The sequence below is a fragment of the Sinomonas atrocyanea genome (assembly GCF_001577305.1).
GTDB classification, from domain to species: Bacteria; Actinomycetota; Actinomycetes; order Actinomycetales; family Micrococcaceae; genus Sinomonas; species Sinomonas atrocyanea.
Window position 1 is genome coordinate 1,000,309 of the sequence record NZ_CP014518.1, and the last position, 15,353, is coordinate 1,015,661.

Here is a 15,353-nt window from a genome sequence, read left to right on the forward strand (position 1 = left end):
CTCAGACGGCTCCGCGTTCCCGCAGGGCGGCGATGCGGACCTCGTCCAGCCCGCACACCTCGCCCAGAACCTCTGCCGTGTGCTCGCCGAGCAGCGGCGGGGGCAGGCGGATAGCGCCCGGCGTGTCCGACAGCCGGATCGGGATGGCGGGGGTACGCAGCTCTCCGATCGTGGGGTGCTCGACCGTCTGGATCATCCCCCGGGCCTGCACGTGGGGGTCCGCCTCGACGTCGGCGTAGGTGTAGACGGGGCCGGACCAGAGCTTGTAGGAGTCCAGGTGCGCGATCCATTCGGCGGTGGTGCGGGTGGGGGTGATCTGTTCGACGATCCGGCGTATCTCGTCCCGCCACAGGTGCGCCTCGTCCCAGGAGGTGATCGCCCGGAGCCGATCGTCGTCGAGTGCCTCGCCGAGGACGTCGATGGGCAGCTGGGAGAGGACGAGGTAGCCGTCGGCGGTGGGGTAGACGCCGTAGGGCGGGTTGCACCAGGTGTGCGCGAAGGGCTCGTCGGTGCGCTCGGGCTGGATTCCGCAGTTGAGGTAGGTGGTGAACTCCTGGGCCTGGCAGTCCATGATGACCGACCACATGTCCACTGAGACCTTCTGGCCGGCTCCGGATCGGTCGCGGTCGCGAAGGGCTGCGAGGATGCCGATCGCGGACTGGTAGGCGGTCATCGCGTCGGCCGCCCAGAGTGCGCTGGGGGTGGGCGGGTCATTCTTGGCCCCTACAGACCACATCGACCCCGAATAGCCCTGCACGAGCAGGTCCTGTCCGGGCCGGTCGCGGTAGGGGCCGTCCTCTCCGTAGCCGGTGATCTGGCAGTAGACGAGGCGGGGATTGATCGCCCTGAGCTGCTCGTAGCCCACGCCGAGGCGCTCGGCGGTGCCGACGCGGTAGTTCTGCAGGTAGACGTCGCTCTTCCTCACGAGGTCGTAGAAGACCTCCCGGGCCTCCTCGTCCTTGAGGTTGATGGTCAGGCTCCGCTTGTTCCTGTTCAGGCCCAGCAGCGCCGTCGTCTCCCCGGCCACCTCCGCGTTGGCGAATCCATGGGAGCGGGTCCATTCACCGCTCAGGGGCTCGACCTTGATCACGTCCGCCCCCAGGTCGCCCAGGCGCATGGCGCAAAGAGGGCCTGCCAGCATCTGGGAGCCGTCCAGCACACGTACGCCCTCCAGCGGACCCGAGGCGCCGGGAAGTGTCTCGTCCATAGTCTCTTCTCCTCGATCAGTCGTAAGTCAGGCAGCCCGAAGGCGGAGCCCCATGCAGGGGAGCCGCATTCGGAGGCGCCTATCGTCCCTGGAATTCGGGGTCCCGCTTCTCCAGGAATGCGGCGCGGCCCTCGGCACTGTCCTGGGTGGTGAAGCAATAGGCGAAGGTGTCGTTCTCGTATGCCAGGCCGACCTCCAGGGAGGTCGACTGGGCGACCCTCACGAGGTGCTTGGCCAGCTGCGCCGCGATGGGGGCGTTGGCGGCGATCCGGGCGGCCAGCTCGGAGACATAGGCATCGATCTCCTCCTCGTCGCGGAGTTCGTCGACCAGTCCGTCTGCGCGCGCGTCCTCGGCGGCCATGAGGTCGCCGGTGAGGAGCATCTGCAGCGCCTTCCCGGAACTGACGACCCTGGGCAGCAGCTGGGTGTTGCCGGCCCCTCCGTGCCACCCGAGCTTGATCTCCCCGGCTCCGAACCGTGCCCCGGGGGCTGCGACGCGGATGTCGCTCATCAGCGCCATCTCCAGGCCGCCTCCGATGCAGTACCCGCGGATCTTTGCGATCACGGGCTTGCGGATGGCCCAGATGGCGCGGGCGTAGTCGACACGGTTCCGAAGCTCCCAGTTGTTCCCGTAGGAGTCCAGCACGCTGACGTCGCTCCCGGCGGAGAACGCCCGTTCGCCCTTGCCCTGCAGGATGACCGCCCGCACCTCGTCGTCGGCGTTGATCGCCGGGACCAGGGACATCAGCGCCTTGCCCATCTCGGGAGTCATCGTGTTCAGCTTCGCGGGCCGGTTCAGGGTCAGCGTCAGCACGCCGTCCGCCCGGGTCGCCTCCAGCTCCTCGGGCAGCTGCGGATACAGCATCTCGTCCATAGTGATCCTCTCCTCAATAATCAGATGATAGGTTCAATCGAACAACCGGTCAATGGACGGGGGACTTGATTGTGACCTGTTGCACTTCGCTGATCATCACCTTAGCCTGTGAACATTAGAACATCAGATGAAAGGTTGATCATGGAAGTAGCGCCGGGACTCCATCGCATCGAAGCCCCTCTCGGGGACCGTTACGTCGCCATGTACCTGGTCGTCGGCAGCAGGGGAGCGCTGCTGGTCGACAGCGGCGTCGCCGACTCCGTGACCGATGTCCTGCTTCCGTACATGGACCGGGCGGGTATCGAGCGCTCCAGCCTGCGATACCTCGTCAACACGCACTCGGACTTCGACCACGTCGGGGGCAACGGGGCACTCAGGGACAGCGTGCCCGGGGTGCTCATACTCTGCGGCGAAACGGACCGGCCGCTCACCGCCGACATCGAGCGGATGATCAGCGAACGCTACGGCGAGTTTGCTGCCGACCACGGCCACGACGATCCGGAGTCCACCAAGGACTACATCCGTTCGGTCTCCCGCTCCGAGCCCGTCGACATCGGCCTGCGCGGAGGGGAGCGGATCGACCTAGGAGGGCGGGTCGTCGAGGTCCTGCACACCCCCGGCCACAGTCCGGGCCACGTCTCGGTCTACGATGTGCAGGCCGACGCCCTGATGATCGGCGATGCCGTTCTTGGGAGCGGCCTGCTCACCGTCGCCGGCACTCCGGCATTCCCGCCTACCTACCGTGACGTCGGTCCCTACCGAGCAACGATCGAGAACATCAGGAAGCTGCAGCCCTCCCTCCTGCTCACAGCCCACTATCCCGTCTACCGCGGGGCAGAGGGGGAGGCTTTCCTCACAGAGAGCTCGGACTACACCGACCGAGTCGAAGACGCGATCCGCCGGGCCCTCGCAGCCTCGGACACACCGCGGACCCTGCTGGAGCTGGTCCGCGACACCCGCGACCAGCTCGGCGACTGGTCCGACGAGGCGTCGTCGCTGCTGGTCTACCCACTCCTGGGACATCTGGAGCTCCTCGAGCAGCGCGGCGAGGTCGGCCGCTCAGAAGGCACCCCGACCCGCTTCTCCCTGGCCCGGTGAACCCATGATGGAGAAGAAGACGATCAGCGGCCGGCCGGTCCGCGTCGGGGCCATCGGCGCCGGCTGGTGGGCGACCACCAATCACTTCCCGCTGCTGGCAGGCCGACCCGACGTCGAGCTCGTATCCGTATGCCGCCCCGGAGCGGAGCTGTTGGAGACGGTCCGGGACCGGTTCGGGTTCCAGCACGCGACGGAGGACTACCGCGAGCTGCTCGAGCAGGACCTTGACGCCGTCCTCATCGCATCCCCCCACAACCTCCACTACGAGCACGCCAAGGCGGCCCTGGAGAAGGGACTGCACACCCTCTGCGAAAAGCCCTTCACCCTCGATGCGCGCACGGCGTGGGAACTGGTCGAGCTCGCGGAAGCCCGCGGCCTGCACGCCATCGTCCCGTACGGGTGGCACTACAAGCCCTTCATCCTTCAGGCGAAGCAGTGGCTGGACCGCGGCCTCGTCGGCGAGATCGAGTACGCCATGTGCCACATGGCCTCCCCGACCAAGGGCTTCTTCTCCGGGGAGGGGGCCGTGCCGTCCCAGTGGGATCCGCAGGTCGTCGGCCCCGACCCCCGCACCTGGCAGACGCCCGGAGCCGGCGGAGGATACGCCCACGGCCAGCTCACCCACTCCTCCGCGCTCATGCTCTGGCTCACCGGCTTGCGCGCCTCCAGGGTCAGTGCTCTGATGAGCGGCCCGGGCGCTCCCGTGGACCTCTACGACGCCGCCCAGGTGGTGTTCGACAACGGCGCCCTCGGCGTCGTATCCGGCGCCGGAACCCTTCCAGACGACGACAAGTTCCAGATCGACCTCCGGATCTTCGGCAGCGAAGGCGTCCTGCTCCTGGACGTCGAGCGCGAGCGGGCAGTCCTGCGCCGCCACGACGGGCGCAGCGAGGAAGCCGAAGTCGTCCCCGGGGAAGGGGACTACAGCTGCGAGATCCCGCCGGTCAGGCTCATCGAGCTGGTCAGCGGCGCCAGCCGGGAGAACCACTCGCCCCTCGAGGTGGCTGCACGCTCGGTGGAGCTGCTCGAGGCCATGCACACCTCCGCTGCCCACGACGGCCAGCCGAAGCACATCTCCGCTGACCGGACAGGCCAGCGGAAGCAACCCGCAGAACAGCCGGTCCCGTCCTGACCGGCCTGAAAGGACATCCAATGATGAAAATCCGTCCCGCGCTCCGTGCAGCGGCCATTGTCGCAGCCTTCGCGCTCACGCTCACCGGCTGTGGCTCACAGACGACGAGCGGATCCGCCGGGGCCCAAGGCGGCCAGAAGAAGGTCTTCTACATCCCCAAGCGGATGGACCAGGCCTGGTACCAGGTCCAGGCAGACGGGGTCAAGACAGAAGGGGCCAAGGACGGCCTCGACGTCAAGGTCCTCGACAGCCGATTCGACGGCAGCCAGCAGCAGGCGAACCTCGACACGGCCTTCAGCCAGGGCGCGCAGGGTCTGGTCCTGGTCATCCAGGACCAGACCCAGGGCCCTGCGGTTCTGTCCCAGGCAAAGGCGCACAACGTCCCGGTGATCGAAATCGACGACAACATCTCCGACAGCGACGGCAAGCCGGCCCCGTTCGTGGGCATGGCGACCGAGCAGATCGGCCAGAGCGTCGGGGAGATGCTGGCCGACGAGGCGAAGCAGCGGAACATGGCGACCAGCCAGATCGGCGTCGCCGCCCTGACGTTCAACCAGGTCAGCGTCTGCAGCCAGCGCACGAATGCCACCCACGACGCCCTGCTCAAGGCCATGCCAGGACTCCAGGCCTCCCAGATCCACGAGGCCAACTACGCCGGAGCGAATACAGACGGAGGCCTTCAGGCCATGCAGGGCCTGCTGACGGCGAACCCGCAGGTGAAGTCCTGGCTCGTCTACTCGTGCAACGAAGAAGGCATCGTCGGCGCCGTCCGGGCGCTGGAAGGGGCCGGAAAGGACAAGACCTCCTGCGGCGTGGGCATCGGCGACGGCTCTCTGGCCAAGATCGAGTTCGACAAGGGGACCGCTGCCTACTGCGGAGACGTGTTCGCCAACTCCAAGAAGCACGGCCAGATCGCAGCCCAGGAGATGGCCGACTACCTGAACAACGGCAAGGCCATCCCGCAGGAGACCCTGGTGCCCGGGGTGAAGGTCACGAAGGACAACTACAAGCAGGTCTTCGGATCCTGACCGCCGACCACAGGAAGCACCATGCACACGGCCATTGAATTCCAGGGTGTGACCAAAGTCTTCCCCGGCGTCCTTGCTCTGGACGACGTGTCCTTCACCGTCCAGGGAGGAGAACTCGTCTCGCTGATGGGGGAGAACGGAGCCGGCAAGTCGACGCTCCTCTCCATTCTCGGCGGCGAACAGCCCCCGGATGCGGGATCGGTCCTCCTGGACGGGACCCCTGTGGATCTGTCCTCTCCGATCACCGCACAGCGGGCCGGGATCCGGGTGATCCACCAGGAGCCGCGCTTTGCCCCGGGACTCACCGTGGAGGAGAACATCCTCCTCGGACACCTTCCCAACAGGTTCGGATTCATCCACCGCGGAGACGTCCGGCAGACCGCCGCCGAAGTCTGCAGACGGCTGGAGATCTCCCTCCCGCTCGATGCGAAGGCCGGAAGCATCGGGGTCGCCCAGGCCCAGATGCTCGAAATCGTGAAGGCCCTCGTCTTCGACGTCAAGGTCCTCGCACTGGACGAACCGACCTCATCCCTGGCCCTCACCGAGGTGGAGCAGCTCTTCCGCGTGCTGAACCAGCTGCGCGCGGAAGGCGTGACCATCCTCTATGTCTCGCACCGGATGGAAGAGGTCTTCGCCCTCAGCGACGGATTCGTGGTCCTGCGCGACGGCAAGCTCGTCGGGACGAGAGAGGCGGCCAAGGCCACCGAGGACGAGATCATCACCATGATGATCGGCCGCGACCTCGAGAACGTCTTCCCTGCCCTGAACCCGAGGCACGGACGGACCGCCCTCAGAGTCGAGAACCTCGCCACAGCCGCGGTAGGGCCAGTGTCCTTCGAGGTCCGCTATGGGGAGATCGTCGGCGTCGCGGGCCTTGTCGGCTCTGGACGGTCCCGTCTCGTCCGCGCACTCTCAGGGGTGGACCGCGCCGTCAGCGGCCGCATGCTCCTCGACGGCGCCGCCGCGGAACTGAGATCAGAACGGGACGCCTTGGAGAAGGGCATCGCGGTGTGCCCGCAGGACCGCAAGGGACTGGCCCTCATACCCCAGCGCAGCGTCGCGGAGAACATGGTCCTCGGCACGCCGCCGCGCCGCTCGCTCTTCATCCACCCCGCATCCGAAGACGCGGCCGTCTCGGACTACATGAACAAGCTCGCCGTCCGCCCGCCCGATCCGAGGCGGAAGGTCTCCACCCTCAGCGGCGGGAACCAGCAGAAAGTCGTCCTGGCCCGCTCGCTGCTCCGCAAACCCCGCGTCCTCATCCTCGATGAACCGACACGCGGGGTGGACGTGGGAGCCAAGAGCGAGATATATGCCGTCATCAACGACCTGGCCGCGCAGGGCACGGCGGTAGTCGTCCTCTCCTCGGACCTCATCGAGGTCCTCGGCCTCTCACACCGCGTGCTCGTCATGAGACAGGGAAGCGTCGCCGGAGAACTACCAGGGACGGCAGCAACCGAGGAATCAGTCATGAAACTCGCCGTCGGAACAACCGAGAAGAATGCAAACATGAAGGAGAAGGCGTGACCTCGTCACTTCCCGCAGCGCGCCTGCGAGGACCAGGCAGCCTGGTTCGAAAGGTCCAGACAAACGAACGGCTCGGCGTGATCGCAGCGCTGGTGCTCCTCGTGATCCTCCTCACCTGGGCCTCCCCCTACTTCCTCACCACGGGGAACTTCGTCAACATCGGCTCGAACATCGCCGTCATCGGGATCGTCGCCACGGGTTCGACGCTGGTGATGCTCGGCGGGGGCATTGACATCTCCATCGGCTCCACCGTCGCCGTCGCAGGCATCGCCGCAGGCAAGGTCCTCAGCGGAGGCGGCCCCTGGGTCCTCGCCGTCGGGGCAGCCCTTGCCGTCGGAGCCATCGCAGGCCTGGTCAACGGCCTGCTGGTGACCGTGTTCAACATCAACCCGCTCATCGCCACACTGGGCACCCTGTCCGTCTTCAGGGGAATGGCCTTCATCCTCGCCGGCGGCGTACCCCAGTCAGCCGCGAACGCAACATTCCTCGAGATCGGCCTGGGCCAGGTCCTCGGAATCCCGACCCCGGTCTACCTCATGGCGATCATCGTCGCCCTCGCGTGGGTCGCCCTGAACAAGACCACTGTGGGACGCAACATCTACGCACTGGGCGGCAACGCCGATGCCGCCCGTCTCGCCGGGATCCGCTTGGACCGCTACCGACTCGGACTCTACCTGGCCAGCGGCCTGCTCTCGGGAGTGGCCGCAGTGGTCCTCACTGCCAAATTGGGCTCGGCCCAGCCGCTCGCCGCGGACGGCCTGGAGCTCGACGCGATCGCGGCCTGCGTCCTGGGAGGAATCGCTCTGACCGGGGGCATCGGCACGATCGGGGGAACGCTCCTCGGCGTTGTGATCCTTGGGATCGTCAACAACGGCCTTGCGATCCTCTCCGTCGATTCCTTCTACCAGTACCTGGCACGCGGCGGGGTCCTGCTGGTCGCCGTAGCACTGGACCAGTACAACGCAAAACGCCGCGACAAGGCAGCCGCGGCGACCATACGGCGCCGTGAGAAGGCCGGATCGAAGGAGCAGACCGTTGGGAGATAACCTGAGCCAGAATGTGGCCCTGGTCACTGGGGCCGCGCGCGGAATAGGTGAGGCGATTGTCCGCGAGATGGTCGAGGAAGGCGCCAGCGTCGTGGCAGTCGACCGGGACGGATCCGCACTCCAAGAGAGCCTCGCCCGTTTGGGCGCGGACGGCAGAGTCCTGGGAGCATGCGCAGACATCACCCGCCCGGACGAGGTGGCCGAAGCTGTCGCCAGAGCCTCCGAGGCCTTCGGCCCGGTCGACGTCCTGGTCAACAACGCCGGCGTCAGCGCCTACTTCGACCCCGTCGCCATGACCGATGCCGACTGGGAGAGCGTTCTCGGTGTGGACCTCAAGGGCGCCTGGACCTGCAGCCGCCAGGTCATTCCCGGCATGCGAGCAGCCGGAAGGGGCTCCATCGTCAACATCGCCTCAATCCACGCCCGGCTCACAGTCGGGGGCATGTTCCCCTACGCCGTCGCGAAAACCGGCCTCATAGGACTCACCCGAAGCCTGGCCCTCGACCTCGCAGCAGAAGGGATCAGGGTCAACGCCGTCAGCCCCGGATGGACCAGGACATATCTCGTCCAAGAATGGTTCGAATCCCAGCCTGATTCGACTTCCGCAGAGGCAAGCGTGCTGAACGCCCACCCGATGGGTCGCATCTGTGAACCCGAAGAGATCGCTCGGGTCGTCGCATTCGTGGCCTCCGACAAGGCCAGCGGATTGACGGGGGCAGAGATACCCGTCGACGCGGGACTCGGAATCCGCATGGCAACCTGAAGGAAGCTCTCGCACCGGACAGAAGAACATGGTAGCTGAGAGCAGCCGCTCCCTTGCGCCCAGAGAGATTCGGGCCGGGATGCGATGGGCACTCGGAGTCCGGCCTGTGGCGGCTGCGCCGCGCGCCCTTGGACGGTGTCGGCGCCGCAGAGGATCTCCGCTGAGCAGTCACAGCTGCTGGACGGATGATCAGACCGCAGTGCCCGTGAGTGGCGGGGCCCTTACCGTGATGCTGGCTCGGCCCTCGCCCGACTGCTCCGGTGTGTGGACATCGCTCCCATCTCTCGGTCGCGCTCGAGGGCCAGGTACCGGTAGACAGGGGCCCGCCCCTACCCCGACGGCTCTGCCGATGTCTGCCTTGAGTGCTTGTGCCTTGAGCCCGCGTGCCCGCCTGGCCTTAGCGTCGCCAGCGGTGACCTCGCGCCTGCCGGGGCGGCGGCTTTGGCTACTGCTATCGCCGTGCCGGCGCGTGTGCGTTCGGAGAGCTCGTCGCGTTCGAGCTCGGCCTCGGGGTCGTCCCGCAGGGAGCGGAACTCGATGTCCCTGGCCTTGAAGGTGTCCAGCCGCTCGAGCAGGTTGCGGGTGTTGCGCACCAGCCGGTCCAGCTTCCACACCATGACCTCATCGCCCCGGCTGAGTCGGTCGAGCATCCTGTCCAGCTCCCCCGGCCGGCCCTAGTGCCGCTGACCTCGTGGTTTGGCAGATCCGCTCGCCTCCCAGATGTACGGCTTCCGGGTGCACGGTGCACGGCCCGTATGACCCATCGGCCGGTCTTCGTTGCACCCGGCGGCGGTCCTCGAAGTGGATCGGGGGCAGGATCTCCTCCCACCGGGCCACCGCGCTGTCCCGCCGGCCCGCATGGAAGTCGTGCATGATCTGGCCCAGCTGGTCGGGCACCTGCTCATGGTTCCCTGCGCGCCAGCTTCCAGGTCCGGGATGAGCGTGATTGCTTCCACGCCGTCGAAAAGGGCAAGCTCGCGCCTGCTGCGGGTGCGAGGGCCCGCAGCTTGTCCGCGGTCTGGGGCATCTCGACCTTCACGTATTCAACCTGCGGGATCTCGTTCGCGAGCCGGGCGAGCAGCACCCCGGACAGCGGTGTCGGGCTCATTGGGGCGTCCCCGATATGACGTCGATCTCGACCCCGTCGGTGACGCTTGAAGTACTCGACCACCGTGTCCTCGTCGACCCTGAACGTGGCGCCGAAGAACGGTGCCATGAGCATGACCATGGCCGCGCCTTCCCGCTGGGCCATCAGGCTCCGCTCGCGAAGACTGTCGGAACAACGGGGACGACCCCGGTGATGATGTTCATCCGGGATTCTTGATTCGTGTCGTATGGGGAACGAGGTGCTCAGTGATCTACGGAAAGGGCGCCCGCCATTCGCGGGCTCGGAAGGTTCACCAGTCGGAGACCGATCCGTCGCTGGCGCGGGTGTGGATTTGAAGTTCAGGTTCGTAGGGGTGTTCTGCGGCAGCCTCTTCGTTGACCGTGATGCCCCAGCCGGGGCCGGCTGGTTCGGTGATGAATCCGTCGACGATCGGGAATGTCCCGCTGACGACGTCGTTCCGCCACGGCACGTCCGAGCGCATGACCTCCTGGATGATGACGCCGGGGGTGGCGAAGGCCATGTGTTGGTTGACAGCGGTGGCGATGGGGCCGAGCGGGTTGTGGGGCGCCAGTGGTATGTGGTGGCTCTCGGCAAGGGCTGCGATCTTCCGCAGCCCGGTGGGACCGCCGACGTGGCAGATGTCGGGCTGGAGGACGGCGCACGCGTTGGCCGCGAGATGGGTCCGGAACTCCTGGAGGCTGATCAGCCGCTCTCCGGCGGCGACCGGGAAAGGAAGGGCGCGGGCTACTGCGGCGAGGGCCTCGGGGTTGCCCGGCTGGCAGGGCTCCTCGAAGAACCAGGGCTTGTAGGGTGCGAGGGCGTGGCCGTAGGCGATCGCTCCGGCTGCGCTGGTGCGCCCGTGGAGGTCGACCATGATGTCCACGGCGCCTCCCACCGCCTCGCGCACCGCCCGCATCGCCGCGGCCGCCCCGTTCAGGTCCTCTTCGCTGGGCAGGCCCGACCCGCTGGGAACGGCGAGGATCTTCAGGGCGGTGAAGCCGTCGGCTACGGCCTTCTGGGCCGCCTCTCCGAAGCGCTCCACAGTGGCTGGACCGTAGACCACGGAGCTGTCGCCCCCGCCGAGGTGGTCATACATGCGCAGCTTGTCCCTGACCGCACCGCCCAGGAGCTGGTAGGCGGGCACGTCGTAGAGCCGGGCGTTGATGTCCCAGAGGGCCTGGTCGATACCCGAGAGAGCGCTCGAGGTGACCACTCCGCCCTGGAAGAAGTGGTCGCGCTGCATGGCCTGCCAGAGGTACTCGATGCGGCGCGGGTCTTGGCCGAGGACGACCGGTGCGAGGTCCGCCACGGCTGCTGCGACCGCACGGCTCTGCCATTCCAGGGTCGCCTCTCCCCATCCGACCAGACCTTCCCTGTCGGTGGACACCTTGACGAAAACCCAGTTGCGCAGGCGGGCATTGACGACGAGGGTCTCTACTGCGGTGATCTTCATGCTGCCTTTCCTGCCTGCCGCGGCAGGCTGTGATCGTAGTGTGAGGTACCGGCATGCGGACGTATATGGACCGCGATGCGGGACGAGCCGTCGGGGTCGCCCTGGCCGTGGGAGTGCGAGGGGCAACCGGGTCCCTTTCCCGGCCGCCCGAGGAGGCTGTGTCAGGGCGGCCGGTGTTGTGGCTGCTAGTTCGTTTGGAGGCGTTCGACGTTGTCGACCAAGAAGATGTAGGCGAGCGCCCCGACGGCTGCGACGACGGCGACGTATCCGATGCCGCCGACGAAGGAGCCTGTGAGTTCGACGATGTATCCGATCACGAGGGGGGAGACGATTCCTCCCACGTTCCCTATGAAGTTGAACAGGCCGCCCGTGACCCCGAATTTGCCGACCGGTGCGATGTCCGCCACGAGGGACCAGGAGATGGCCGACATGCCCTGAGCGAAGAATGCCAGGGACATGATGGTGATGATCAGGGCCGGATCGTCCGTGAAGTTGGCCAAGACGATCACGGATGCACCTACGAGGCCGGTGATGATGGGCGCCTTGCGGGCCACGTTGACCGAGGTGCCGCGCTTGAGCATGCGGTCGGACCAGGAACCGGCGAAGAACACCCCGATCAGGGCCATGATGTAGGGGATGGAGGCCATGAATCCGGCATTCAGCAGGGTGAAGTGCTTTGCCCTCACTAGGTATGACGGGAACCATGTCAGGAAGAAGAACAGGGTCGAGCTGATCGCGAACTGTCCTATCAGGATCCCGATCATGCGCCGGTGCCGAAGGAGTCGGAGGACGTCGGACCAGCTGGCCCTGTCATGCTTGGGGGTGTCCACAACGGCGCCTCCGTCGGCGAGCAGACGCATCTCCTCCGGCGAGACCCTAGGGTGACCCTTGGGGGTATTGCGGATCCTAGTGAGCCAGACAACGGCCCACGCCAGCCCGAGTCCGCCGCAGAGGTAGAACACCGACTGCCAGCCCAGCGCCGTGGCCACTGCGGCCAGCACGGGAGTGGCGACGGCCAGGCCGACATATTCTCCGGCCGTGTAGGCTGCGGTCGCGGTACCCCGTTCCTTCTTGGGGAACCAGGAAGCCACCAGTGCCGAATTCGCCGGGAAGGCCGGGGCCTCGGCCGCCCCGAGTGCGAGACGAAGGCCGAAGAGGACCCCGAACCCGCGGGCGAGGCCGATCGCGCAGGTCGCCAGCGACCAGGCAATGAGGGCATAGCCGAACGCCAGCTTCGCGCCGACTTTGTCGATGAGCCAGCCGGCGGGGATCTGCAGGATGGCGTAGGTCCAGCTGAACGCGGAGAACAGCAGACCGGTCTGTGCCGCATCGAGCCTGAGATCCGCACTCAGCGCCGGAGCCACGATGGCAAGGTTGGCGCGGTCAAGGTAGTTGATGGCCGTGCTCACCGATATGACCATCAGGATCCCGAATCGGACCCTGCTGCCTCGGCTGAGCTTCATCGAGGAAGAACCCAACTGCTGCTGCGTCACTGCATCCATCTCCCAACCCTCGAAGCGCCCGGGCAGATGATCTCCTTCGACCCGCAGGCGGCGGATCCCACGACGGTGTGGGCATGCCGCAACTCTGCAGCAACCTGGGTCGCCGAGTCAAGAAGTAGTAGTACTAATGGCATGATTAGTGTGACTAGTCATTGGTTAGTCCACTGCTTCCTGAGAGGTCCGGCTCGTCTGCGCCCCGTGCCTTCCGGGCCGTTCTCGCACTCCGGACGGGGGAAGGGCCCGCACAGGGGAGGGCGCGGCGGAAGGCCCTACACTGACAGGATCACCACGAGAGGGGGCCATGTGGCTCGGCGCCAGCGGGCACGGCTGTACGACGAGGTGCTGTCCGGACTCGGGCGCCGCATCGTGGGCGGCGACCTAGGCCCGGGGACCGTGCTCGATCCGGCTGGCCTGGGCGTCGAGCACGGCGTGAGCCGCACGGTGGTCCGAGAAGTCCTGAGGGGACTGGGCAGCCGCGGGCTGGTCACCGCCTCCCCGAGGAGCGGGACCGTGGTGAACGAACGGGAGGACTGGGTCCTGCTCGACCCCGCCGTGCTGCGATGGCGCTTCGAGACCAGGCCAGACGACTACTTCCTCGAGGAGCTCACCGAGCTACGGCAGGTCATCGAGCCGGCCATCGCCCGGTTCGCGGCGGAGCGCCGCACTGACCACGACATCGCCGCGCTCTCGGATGCCCTCTCGGCCATGGAAGCATCCGACACCAAGAAGGCCGAAAGCCACATCGACGCGGACGTCCGGTTCCACCATGCCCTCCTGCGCAGCGCCCACAACGAGCTGTTCGAGCACATGTCGGTCATCATCGAGATCGGCCTCAGATGCCGCGACCGGTACGTCATCAGCTCGGGCAACCTCGCCGCTCCCGGAAGCCACGAAGAGATCATCGCCGCCCACGCCGAAGTGCTCGAAGCAGTGAGGAAACGGCGGCGCCACTCCGCTGAGATGGCGATGCGCGGACTGCTGAACAGGTCCGCCCAGGACAACCGGAGCGTGCAGAGAACCGAGCGGCAGGGCCAGAAGGTCGAGTACGAGGTCGGCCAGGGGCAGAAGGGCCCTGTGGCCCATAAGACCCGTCCCCTCTGAGCAGCCAGCGCGCCTCTGACGGGAATGGCCCGATCAGATTGTGCAGACGGCGTCTGCACAGGGAACCGGGAGCCGCAGCGACGTCCTGCCCGACACCGTCCCGGCCCCGTCGGGCGCGAGCAGGGCACTGCCTGGGAGTGGGGCTGGATCGTTGGATTAGGGGGGTTGGGGCGATAGAGCTTGAGACGGCCTCGAGCGATCGTCGTGGTAGACCCCAGTTCTGTCGAGGATGTGCACGGGACGGGGTCGACACCTGTGTCACGGGCAGCGGACCCAGTAGGCCCAGCAGGTCCGGCCCGCTGCCGGCGCCGTACTTGCTCGTGGACGGCAGGCCTGCGGGGTAGGCAGCGCTCGTAGAGGATGAGGCCGGGAGCCGGTCGGCAATGAGGGTGGTCGCCGTGTGGTCATCGCTGGTGAGGGTGCGGAGGGTGATCTGGGTGATCGGCAGGGACCTTCCGCTACGGCCGGGTCGAGCTCGGCGTTGATGACTGCGATCGTCTCGGCCGCGGTGAGGACGCTCCACCCTTGCTGGTTCTCAATCCTGTGCCGGTACAGCAGGCAGGCTGTCGCGCCACGCATTGGGGACGCAGCCTGGGGCAATCTTCCCGGTCCACTCATTTGAATCCCCAGTGGATTGGTCCCGTTGCCGTTGCCGGGTTTTGAGGGCCAATCAGCAGATACGGCGACCCGGCTGTAGCAGGGAGTCGTCCCATGGGGAGATTCGCGGGGTGGTTTGGCGCCAGTAGTACTGGAGATCCTCGGTGTCCCAGCCGGTGTAGATGTCGTCCCAGTCTGCTCCTCCATGGTGGGTAAGTGATTTGGCCTCGATTGGTTCGGAGGCGGGCTGGTATCTCACGTCCATCGAGAGCCGCACTTGGCTCCTGTTCCGGGGTGCGAGGGCCTTGTGCACCGTCAGCGCGGGGAAGGTGTGGACGTCGCCGGCCGCGGAGTCTGTGCCCGCCCAGTCGGTCTCGCCGTCGCAGAGTTCCGCCCCGATGCCTCGGGCGCCCGCCGCCTGATGAATTGGAAGGTGCCCGTTCAGGTGTGAGCCCCGCAGCACGGCCAAGGGCCCGAGGTCCCGCGGGCAGTCCCCGAGCGACGGCCCCGGCGAACACCCAGACGTGCCGACCCTTCGCGGCCTGGGCTCGTCGGACACTGCCCTTCCGTGCCCCACAGAAGAAGGCCGGAGCCGGGACGCTCGCGTACCGGCGGCCGCGACCTGCCGGCTGACGTCAGGGAGGGCTCTTGCTGGATGCACGCGTAGCCTAAGAGGACGACACGTGGGGTCTGCGGTTAGTGCTTCGGAAGAAGGTTGAGTTTTTTGAGTTCGGTGCTGCACGGTGTTCGCGCGGGCGATCTGAGGCGCACGAACGGGCGGGTGGTCCTGGAGGAGCTGATCTCGGCCCGCTCCGCCACCGCCCCCGAGTTGGCGGGCAGGACCGGACTGTCGAAGCCGACGGTCGCTTCTGCGCTGCGTTCGCTTCAGCGTGCCGGACTCGTCGAAGAGCGTGGCC

General features: G+C 66.9%; 13 protein-coding genes and 1 pseudogene. 8 read left to right on the forward strand and 6 right to left on the reverse strand.

All coding sequences use genetic code 11. The features are described from left to right. Nucleotide 1: 1 nt before the first annotated feature. On the reverse strand, nt 2-1,207 hold the full coding sequence (locus tag SA2016_RS04735; protein ID WP_066495929.1) for a CaiB/BaiF CoA transferase family protein: 1,206 nt from the start codon (nt 1,205-1,207) through the stop codon (nt 2-4). Nucleotides 1,208-1,286: 79 nt separating this feature from the next. Then, on the reverse strand, nt 1,287-2,081 hold the full coding sequence (locus SA2016_RS04740; protein WP_218030587.1) for an enoyl-CoA hydratase/isomerase family protein: 795 nt from the start codon (nt 2,079-2,081) through the stop codon (nt 1,287-1,289). A gap of 141 nt (nt 2,082-2,222) precedes the next feature. Here SA2016_RS04740 and SA2016_RS04745 point away from each other — a divergent pair, with 141 nt between their 5' ends. From SA2016_RS04745 to SA2016_RS04770, 6 genes are all read left to right on the forward strand, one after another. Then, entirely contained in the window at nt 2,223-3,179 is a 957-nt protein-coding gene (locus tag SA2016_RS04745; protein ID WP_084249318.1) for an MBL fold metallo-hydrolase, read from the forward strand. A gap of 4 nt (nt 3,180-3,183) precedes the next feature. Beyond that, the gene (locus SA2016_RS04750; RefSeq protein ID WP_066495933.1) at nt 3,184-4,311 is read left to right on the forward strand and encodes a Gfo/Idh/MocA family protein; all 1,128 of its coding nucleotides are present in this window, start codon (nt 3,184-3,186) and stop codon (nt 4,309-4,311) included. A 20-nt stretch (nt 4,312-4,331) separates the two neighbouring features. Further along, nucleotides 4,332-5,339, forward strand: a complete 1,008-nt coding sequence (locus SA2016_RS04755; RefSeq protein WP_066495937.1) for an arabinose ABC transporter substrate-binding protein — start codon at nt 4,332-4,334, stop codon at nt 5,337-5,339. Between the two features lie 21 nt (nt 5,340-5,360). Then, complete coding sequence (locus SA2016_RS04760; protein ID WP_066495939.1) at nt 5,361-6,866, forward strand: sugar ABC transporter ATP-binding protein; 1,506 nt, start codon at nt 5,361-5,363, stop codon at nt 6,864-6,866. A gap of 77 nt (nt 6,867-6,943) precedes the next feature. Next, the gene (locus tag SA2016_RS04765; protein ID WP_066495941.1) at nt 6,944-7,912 is read left to right on the forward strand and encodes an ABC transporter permease; all 969 of its coding nucleotides are present in this window, start codon (nt 6,944-6,946) and stop codon (nt 7,910-7,912) included. Beyond that, nucleotides 7,902-8,675 (forward strand): glucose 1-dehydrogenase, encoded by a 774-nt coding sequence (locus tag SA2016_RS04770; RefSeq protein ID WP_066495943.1) that lies wholly within the window; start codon nt 7,902-7,904, stop codon nt 8,673-8,675. Before SA2016_RS04765 ends, SA2016_RS04770 begins: the two co-directional genes overlap by 11 nt. Before the next feature lie 329 nt (nt 8,676-9,004). Here SA2016_RS04770 and SA2016_RS04775 read toward each other — a convergent pair whose 3' ends face one another. The 4 genes from SA2016_RS04775 to SA2016_RS04790 form a co-directional block, all read right to left on the reverse strand. After that, nucleotides 9,005-9,325 (reverse strand): recombinase family protein, encoded by a 321-nt coding sequence (locus tag SA2016_RS04775; RefSeq protein WP_066495945.1) that lies wholly within the window; start codon nt 9,323-9,325, stop codon nt 9,005-9,007. 251 nt (nt 9,326-9,576) lie between these two features. Further along, complete coding sequence (locus SA2016_RS04780) at nt 9,577-9,927, reverse strand: beta/alpha barrel domain-containing protein (protein WP_066495947.1); 351 nt, start codon at nt 9,925-9,927, stop codon at nt 9,577-9,579. Nucleotides 9,928-10,072: 145 nt separating this feature from the next. Then, complete coding sequence (dgoD, locus tag SA2016_RS04785) at nt 10,073-11,236, reverse strand: galactonate dehydratase (RefSeq protein WP_066495949.1); 1,164 nt, start codon at nt 11,234-11,236, stop codon at nt 10,073-10,075. Nucleotides 11,237-11,421: 185 nt separating this feature from the next. Next, nucleotides 11,422-12,645 (reverse strand): MFS transporter, encoded by a 1,224-nt coding sequence (locus SA2016_RS04790; protein ID WP_218030586.1) that lies wholly within the window; start codon nt 12,643-12,645, stop codon nt 11,422-11,424. A gap of 396 nt (nt 12,646-13,041) precedes the next feature. On the opposite strand from SA2016_RS04790, the gene SA2016_RS04795 reads away from it, so the two are divergent. Both SA2016_RS04795 and SA2016_RS22615 read left to right on the forward strand, forming a co-directional pair. Further along, nucleotides 13,042-13,839: an FCD domain-containing protein gene (locus SA2016_RS04795; RefSeq protein ID WP_066495954.1), complete on the forward strand. Its 798-nt coding sequence runs from the start codon at nt 13,042-13,044 to the stop codon at nt 13,837-13,839. Between the two features lie 1,378 nt (nt 13,840-15,217). After that, nucleotides 15,218-15,337 (forward strand): annotated as a pseudogene (locus SA2016_RS22615) (winged helix-turn-helix transcriptional regulator); the annotation flags it as partial. Between the last annotated feature and the right edge of the window lie 16 nt (nt 15,338-15,353).

Coding starts and splice junctions, on each gene's coding strand:
- SA2016_RS04740 (WP_218030587.1), bottom strand. CDS start 2,081: ATGGACGAGATGCTGTATCCGCAGCTGCCCGAGGAGCTGGAGGCGACC.
- SA2016_RS04780 (WP_066495947.1), bottom strand. CDS start 9,927: ATGGCCCAGCGGGAAGGCGCGGCCATGGTCATGCTCATGGCACCGTTC.
- SA2016_RS04775 (WP_066495945.1), bottom strand. CDS start 9,325: ATGCTCGACCGACTCAGCCGGGGCGATGAGGTCATGGTGTGGAAGCTG.
- SA2016_RS04735 (WP_066495929.1), bottom strand. CDS start 1,207: ATGGACGAGACACTTCCCGGCGCCTCGGGTCCGCTGGAGGGCGTACGT.
- SA2016_RS04745 (WP_084249318.1), top strand. CDS start 2,223: ATGGAAGTAGCGCCGGGACTCCATCGCATCGAAGCCCCTCTCGGGGAC.
- dgoD (WP_066495949.1), bottom strand. CDS start 11,236: ATGAAGATCACCGCAGTAGAGACCCTCGTCGTCAATGCCCGCCTGCGC.
- SA2016_RS04755 (WP_066495937.1), top strand. CDS start 4,332: ATGATGAAAATCCGTCCCGCGCTCCGTGCAGCGGCCATTGTCGCAGCC.
- SA2016_RS04750 (WP_066495933.1), top strand. CDS start 3,184: ATGATGGAGAAGAAGACGATCAGCGGCCGGCCGGTCCGCGTCGGGGCC.
- SA2016_RS04760 (WP_066495939.1), top strand. CDS start 5,361: ATGCACACGGCCATTGAATTCCAGGGTGTGACCAAAGTCTTCCCCGGC.